The 5,434-nt window shown below is 71.0% G+C and carries 5 protein-coding genes; 4 read left to right on the top strand and 1 reads right to left on the bottom strand.

Annotated elements, in window-relative coordinates; all coding sequences use genetic code 11:
* Positions 1-280 precede the first annotated feature (280 nt).
* Positions 281-1,123, top strand: a complete 843-nt coding sequence (locus AC08OT_RS18900) for a class I SAM-dependent methyltransferase (RefSeq protein ID WP_476592340.1) — start codon at positions 281-283, stop codon at positions 1,121-1,123.
* 290 nt (positions 1,124-1,413) lie between these two features.
* A complete protein-coding gene (locus AC08OT_RS18905; protein ID WP_476592341.1) occupies positions 1,414-2,010 on the top strand; it encodes a TMEM165/GDT1 family protein in 597 nt (198 codons plus the stop codon).
* Positions 2,011-2,228: 218 nt separating this feature from the next.
* Here AC08OT_RS18905 and AC08OT_RS18910 read toward each other — a convergent pair whose 3' ends face one another.
* Positions 2,229-3,017 (bottom strand): dienelactone hydrolase family protein, encoded by a 789-nt coding sequence (locus AC08OT_RS18910; protein ID WP_476592342.1) that lies wholly within the window; start codon positions 3,015-3,017, stop codon positions 2,229-2,231.
* Between the two features lie 304 nt (positions 3,018-3,321).
* On the opposite strand from AC08OT_RS18910, the gene AC08OT_RS18915 reads away from it, so the two are divergent.
* Both AC08OT_RS18915 and AC08OT_RS18920 read left to right on the top strand, forming a co-directional pair.
* Positions 3,322-4,518 carry a hypothetical protein gene (locus AC08OT_RS18915; protein ID WP_476592343.1) on the top strand — a complete coding sequence of 399 codons (1,197 nt, stop codon included), beginning with the start codon at positions 3,322-3,324 and terminating at the stop codon, positions 4,516-4,518.
* 10 nt (positions 4,519-4,528) lie between these two features.
* Positions 4,529-5,434 (top strand): proteasome accessory factor PafA2 family protein (locus AC08OT_RS18920; protein ID WP_476603125.1); only part of this gene is annotated, 906 nt, incomplete at its 3' end.

The following is a 5,434-nucleotide window of genomic DNA, read 5'->3' on the forward strand; positions in this document are numbered from 1 at the left end:
GACCGCAACTTGATCAACTTAGCGGAAATGGCATTGCGACACGTCCACGCCCCTCTCTCGGCACGGGTGCCACAAAATCATCTCGCTGGAGTTCCGTTGATTACAGTGCCGTTGATGACAGCCTCTGCCGACTACCACGAGATGAACATTCTTCGAACCGATTCGGTCGCGATGTCGATGGAATGCTCACATAAACGCCCCGTGCGCCGCAAGGTCGTCTATGACTCGATAGGAGAAACGGATCGCCGGTGTAAACACCCGGCGAGGCGAGGAATAATCCGTGTGGGAGTCCCAGCGGACGTCGATCGACGCCATATGTGACCATGGGGGCACTGATTTGTCCACCTACGTGTTGGACCAGGGGCATCCGGACGAGCGCACCCGCCTCGAAGCGATGGCGCAGCTGTGGGACCCGGGCACCATGCGGCTCGTGGCGGCCCTGGGTATCGGCGCTGGGCATCACTGCCTCGAGGTCGGCGCGGGCACCGGCTCGGTCGCCCGGGCCCTGGCCGAGGTCGTCGGCCCCGCGGGGCACGTCCTCGCGGTGGACCGCGACATCCGCTTCCTCGACCGGCTACCGGAGCCGGTCGAGGTCCGGCGCATGGACGTGATGGTCGACGATCTTCCGCACGCGCGGTTCGACCTGGTCCACGCCCGGCTCCTGATCGCACACCTCCACCCCCATCGGCGTGCGCTCCAACGGCTCGCGGCGGCGGTCGCACCAGGCGGCTGGCTTCTGATCGAGGAGGTCGATTGGACCTGCGCCGACCTGGTCGTCCCGGAGGCGCCGATACACACCGCCATGGTCCGCGCGCTGCAAGGGCTCATAGGCGAGGGTGGCGGGTTTGACGCGACCTATGGCCGCCGACTCCTCGGCGATGTGCTCAGCCTGGACCTCACCGACGAGTCCGCGCACTACCACGGCGTTCAGTCCCGCGGCACCGGCGAGTCGTGGCTCGCCTGGCAGCTCCTCGTGGAGCGGTTCCAGGAGAGCATCATTGAAGCCGGACTGCTGACCCGGGACGAGGTGGACCAGTGGTGGTCCCTCAGCCGTGACGAGAACAACCTCCTCATCAGCGCGGCGATGTTCGCCGCCTGGGCCCGGCGGTCCTGCCAGACATGATCGCTGATGGGTCTCCGGGCCGTCCGCCCGCCGGTCGTCGCGAGGTGTACCGGATCACCGCAGCCGCGTAGCGACCGGACGGATGGTGATTTCGGGACCCCGAACCAAGATTGTCAGCCCTAGCTGGCAAACGGTTCTTGTGCTGCCGCGTCCCCGCGGGGGCGTGTTTCGCGGTTCGTGAGGTCCGCGGGCCGGGTAGGATGCCGTTCGACCAGGCAGGAGCCTTCGAAGGGGCTCATCACACGCCGCCCTGCTGGGGTGGGCTGGCCCCGGGCCGGCGGGGGCTCGCCGTGGACAATATCATCATTGCAGCGACCGCCTTCGCTGTGGTCTTCCCGGCCGAGCTGCCGGACAAGACGTTCGTGGCGGCACTCGTTCTGGGTGCCCGCTACCGGCCGCTGCCGGTTCTCGCTGGGATTTGGGCAGCGTTCGCAGTGCACGTCGGCGTCGCCACCGCCGTCGGCGGCTTGGTCGCGGCGCTGCCCCGAAGAGCTGTCGAGTTGGTCGCCGGGGCGCTGTTCTTCGTCGGTGCGGTCCTCCTCCTGCGTTCCCACCCCGCCGACCCCGCCGAACTGGAGGGGCACAAGGCCGCCGGCGTCGAGGGACCCGCCGCGAGACGCGTATGGGCCGAGGCGTTCGGTGTTGTCCTCGTCGCCGAGTTCGGTGATCTCACCCAGATTCTCACCGCCACCCTCGCGGCCCGCTACCACCGCCCGATTCCCGTCGGCGTCGGCGCGTTGCTGGCCCTGTGCACCGTCACTGGGCTGGCTGTCGCCTTTGGCCACTTCCTGCTGCGGGTCGCTCCGCTGCGCCGGGTCCAGCAGCTCGCCGCCCTCGTTCTGCTCGGCCTTTCCATCTCCACTATGGTGGACGTCCTGCGCGGGTAAGGGAGATCCCTGGTCGGCGGCCGACACGCCGTCTGCGTGCGCGGGCTCCGGTCGGCGGTGCGCCCAGGCCCACTGGTCGCGAGCCGGTGGCACCCCAACTCAGCGTGGTGGCGGTGCGGGGGACCGGGTCGGAAGCCGACCGGAGTGACCTCTGGGCGCCGTGCGGGTGATGCTCGCGATGTCGATGGTGGCGATCTTCGATTGGCCGGCCGGGCGCCTCAGCGGGGGCGGACGTGCCGGTCGAGGAAGGCGAGTGCCCGTGACCAGGCGTCGGCCGCGGCGACCGGGCGGTAGACCGCCTCCCGGTCGTCGCTGTGGAAGGCGTGGCCGGCCCCGGCGTAGCTGACCAGCTCCGTCGGGGCGCCCGAGCGTGCGGCCGCGGCCCGTAGGGCGGCGATCTCGTCGGTGGAGATCAGGGCGTCTTCCTCGCCGTAGAGGCCGAGCCACGGCCCGCGCAACGACGGTGCCGCCTCCACCAAGGCGGGGATGCCGGGCCAGTACGGTGTGCTGACCCCGCCGCCGTAGAACGACACCGCCGCGGCGAGGGGGTGCCGGGTGGCGGTGTGCAGCGCGACCGTGCCACCCATGCAGAAGCCGATGATCGCGTTCCGCTCGGCGGGGAAGCCCGCGTCGAGGAGGTGCCCGAGCGCCGCGTCGATGTCGGCGTCGATGCCCGCGCCGGACAGGGTGCCCATCGTCGACGTGGCCGCGGCCCAGCCGTCGGCCGGGTCCACCTCGTCCAGCCCGTCGCGGTGATACAGGTGCGGGGCCACGGCGAGCCAGCCGGCACCGGCGAGCCGGTCGCAGACGGAAACCAGGTACGGCGTGATGCCTCGGGAGTCCTGGACGACGACCATGCCGCCGCGCGGCGGGTCCTCCGCGGCCGGGGCGAGGACTGTGAGCGGCAGCCCGCCGCGGCCGCGGACGACCTGCGCCCGCAGCCGGGCCCTGTCTTCGCCGTGATGTCGTGTTCGATGGGACGTCGCGTCGTTCGTTCCGGTTGCCATGGCGCCATCCTTTCCGCCGGCGAGCCTTCCCGCCCGATCCGCCTGTCCTGCCCATGGTCCGTCGACCACCTGGTGTCTGGAACCGCCGCGGACCGGCGGATTCACCCGGACACGCCGGGCCGCGGCACGCCGCCAGACAGGCCTCGACAGCATGAAGGCGTCACGCTACTCCCTGTAGTGGCTTGGCGGGTGTCGCTGGACGGAGGGAGGACGCGGTGAGGCAACCACTGCCGAGGGTGGCGGCGACCTGGGGGAGTGCGGTGGACCCGGCGTACGTCGACCGGACCGTCGGAGCCCTCCTGTGGTGAGCGGGGGACGGCATCGTGGCGGCGGCGAACATGATCCTCTTCCGGGACAGTGCCCCCAGCCGGGACACTCGGCGCCGTCGCCCCCACTGGCCTCGGGCGAGACCGGCCTGCCCGGCCTGCCCGATCCGGCCGATCCGGCTGATCCGGCCGGACGGGCGTGGGCCCGGCTCGGCGGCGTCGACGGGCTCGGCACGCCCGGTGCCCGGCGGATCGCCGTCATCACCGTCGGCATGGCCCTGCTGATGGGCGTCCTGGTCTGGCTGTACGGAACGTCCGTCACCAGCCTGCGCCCCCGGGACCTGCCGATCCTCACCGTGGGCCCGGCACCCGCGGCGACCGCGCTCGCCGACCAGATCAGCCGGGTGGAGCCGGGCGCCCTCACGGTGCGCACGGTGCCGACGGTGGCCGCCGCCGACCGTGCGCTGCGCGAGCGTGACGCCTACGCCGCGATCGTCATCGGCGGCAACGGCCTGACCCTGCGGGTCGCCTCCGCGGCGAGCCCGGCGGTCACCGAGGCGCTGACCCGGGGCATCCGGGTGTTCATGCCAGGTCTGGAGATCCCGGTGGTCGACGTGGTGGCCAACGCGCCACGGGACCAGGCCGGCGGCGGGCTGGCGGCCGGTTACCTCCCGTTGACGCTGGTGATCACCGCGGCCGGCGTGTTGCTGGCGCGGATGGTGGGATCGCGGGTGATCCGGCTCGCCGGGCTCGCCGCGCTCGCGGTGCTCTCCGGCTTCGCCGGGGCCGTCGCGCTGCAGGGGGCGTTGGACGTCCTGCCCGGGGAGTTCCTGACGACTATGGCGGTCGTGACGTTGCTGGCGCTGGCCGTCGCCGGGCCGGTCCTGGGACTCGGTGCGGTCGCGGGCGTGCCGGGTCTCGTCGCCGCGGTGCTGGTTCTGGTCGCTGGTGCCGCCCTGTCGGCGGCGGCCTCCGCACCGGAGATGCTGCCACAGCCCTGGGGCGACATCGGCCAGTTCGCGCCGCCGGGGGCGGGTGCCACGCTGCTGCGCTCGACGGCCTACTTCGACGGTGCCGGCGGTGGCCGTCCGGTACTGGTCCTCGCCGGCTGGTTCGTTGTCGGGCTGGGCCTGGCGGTCGTCGGTCGGCCCGTCCGTCCACAGGAGGGGCGAATCCGCCTCAGGGTGACATCCGGCCCGAGCGTCCCGGCGCGCCGAGGCGGCATTCGAGCATAGGGTCGCAGACGTGGACCGCCGCATCTTCGGACTGGAGAACGAGTACGGCGTCACCTGCGTGTTCCGGGGGCAGCGACGGCTGTCCCCGGACGAGGTGGCACGGTACCTGTTCCGTCGTGTCGTGTCATGGGGACGCAGCAGCAACGTGTTCCTCAAGAACGGCGCCCGCCTCTACCTGGATGTCGGTAGCCATCCGGAGTACGCCACCCCGGAATGCGACTCCGTGCCCGACCTGGTCACCCACGACAAGGCCGGGGAACGCATCCTCGAGGGCCTGCTTGTCGAGGCCGAACGACGGCTGCGCGAGGAGGGCATCGCCGGCGACATCCATCTGTTCAAGAACAACACCGACTCCGCCGGCAACAGCTACGGCTGTCACGAGAACTACCTCGTCGGCCGGCACGGCGAGTTCTCGAAGCTCGCGGACGTGCTGGTGCCGTTCCTGGTCAGCCGGCAGATCCTGTGCGGCGCGGGCAAGGTGCTGCAGACCCCGCGGGGCGCGGTGTACTGCATCTCCCAGCGCGCCGAGCACATCTGGGAGTCGGTGTCCTCGGCGACCACCCGGTCCCGGCCGATCATCAACACCCGTGACGAGCCGCACGCCGACGCCGAGCGGTTCCGGCGGCTGCACGTGATCGTCGGCGACTCGAACATGAGTGAGACGACCATGCTGCTCAAGCTCGGGGCGACCGACCTGGTGCTGCGCATGATCGAAGCTGGCGTGATGCTGCGGGACATGACCCTGGAGAACCCGATCCGGGCGATTCGCGAGGTCAGCCACGACATGACCTGCCAGCGCAGGATCAAGCTGGCCAACGGGCGTGAGGTCAGCGCGCTGGACATCCAGTGGGAGTACTACTCCAAGGCGGTCGAGTTCGTGGAGCGCCGCGGCGGGGACGAGGTCGCCAAGCGGGTG

It is taken from the genome of Frankia sp. CgJB1 (assembly GCF_977947065.1).

Excerpts from the sequence above, each read along its gene's own strand:
- AC08OT_RS18910 (WP_476592342.1), bottom strand. The coding sequence starts at position 3,017 with ATGGCAACCGGAACGAACGACGCGACGTCCCATCGAACACGACATCAC.